Below are 1391 nucleotides of genomic sequence, written 5' to 3'. Positions count from 1 at the left end.
GGTCTTTAAATGTGCGTGGCGGGCGGCCGCTTGATGCGCTCGTCGCCATAACGACCATGCGATGATGTGGGCGGGCGCGATACGGCGTTGGGCGAGCCGGACGGCAATGCGCCGAACCTCTTGTATTGACCAGCGGATCAGCGCCGGAGTGTCGTGCGCATTCTTTTTGGGGGCGTCACTTGGTTTGCATGATGGCGGATCACTGCCATCATGGCGAACGCAAGCATGACCAGCGATACGTGGCGATGCCATCCGTGCCAGGATCGGGTTTCGTTGTGGTCGAGGCCGAGTTCGTTCTTAGTCGTCTCGAAGCTGTCCTCGATCGCCCAGCGGTGGCCTTCAACGTGCACGAGCGCGTCGATCCCGGTCCCCGCCGGGCACCAAGTCGTGAAGAACGCCAGTTCGCCGTCCGTGATATGTCGTCGGATCAGCAAGCCGCGGGTCCACATTCCTGGGCGTCCTTCACCGTAATCGGTAGCCTCGATGTCCGCGAGTTCGAGATAGGCCCAGTCGTGCAGTCTTGCTCCCTTCGTGCCCTCGCCTGCCGACAGGCGATGCCAGGCGGCGGGATCGAGATCCTGTGCGATCTCGCCTGCAGTGCCGAAAACGGCGGGCTTCCCCACCCAGGAGCCAAAGTGATGGTTGGAGCCAACGCCGAGGACATAGCCTTTTCCGGCTCTGCGTAGCGCCTGCTCGACGTCGCCGACGCCGTACACGCTATCAGCGGCGACCCAGGTGAACGGGACGTCGGCTGCAATCGTACGTGCGATCATCTGCACCGCCAAGGCGGGCTTGGTCGCGAACCGCGTCTCCATTGGAACATGGGCCGCATCCATGCGCTCGCTGTCGCTCGTCCAAACCTTCGGCAGGTACAGCGCCCGGTCGATAAAGGCGTGACCGTGGTGCGAGACATAGGCGGCAAAGACGCCGATCTGGCAGTTGGTGATCTTGCCCGCAGACCCGGTGTATTGGCGCGAGACACCACACGACGCCTTGCCCTGCTTGAGGAAGCCCGTCTCGTCGATCACGAGCACCGCATCCTCGGCAGCCAACGTGTCGACGACATAGTCGCGTACGATATCGCGCAGCGCGTCAGCATCCCACCGACCGCGGCCGAGGATTGCCTGCTGCCGCCACGGTCCCGGATCGCCTGCCGCTTCAGCACGCATCCAGCCGGTCTTGCGCCGCTCGTCGCCTAGCAGTCCGTCCAGGAACAACCCTGCAGATGCCGCGACACGTTCCTGCGTGAACAAACCCCGCATCCGCGCCTTCACATCACGCAGCGAAGTCGCCCAAAGCTCCAGCGTCGTCTCAATCGATGCGCCCGTCATCCACAGTCTCCTGCCATGGAGACCCATTGATTCAGACTTCGATCAAATGCGCAACTGTAA

At 62.8% G+C, this 1391-nt stretch carries 1 protein-coding gene; it reads right to left on the bottom strand.

Going from position 1 to position 1391, the window contains the following annotated elements:
- Positions 1 to 137 precede the first annotated feature (137 nt).
- Positions 138 to 1331 carry an IS701 family transposase gene (locus tag NLI89_RS21595; RefSeq protein WP_183938023.1) on the bottom strand — a complete coding sequence of 398 codons (1194 nt, stop codon included), beginning with the start codon at positions 1329 to 1331 and terminating at the stop codon, positions 138 to 140.
- Between the last annotated feature and the right edge of the window lie 60 nt (positions 1332 to 1391).

This window comes from Sphingomonas faeni, from assembly GCF_024273235.1.
Classification (GTDB): domain Bacteria; phylum Pseudomonadota; class Alphaproteobacteria; order Sphingomonadales; family Sphingomonadaceae; genus Sphingomonas; species Sphingomonas faeni_A.
This window is presented reverse-complemented; position numbering and strand designations above follow the sequence as displayed.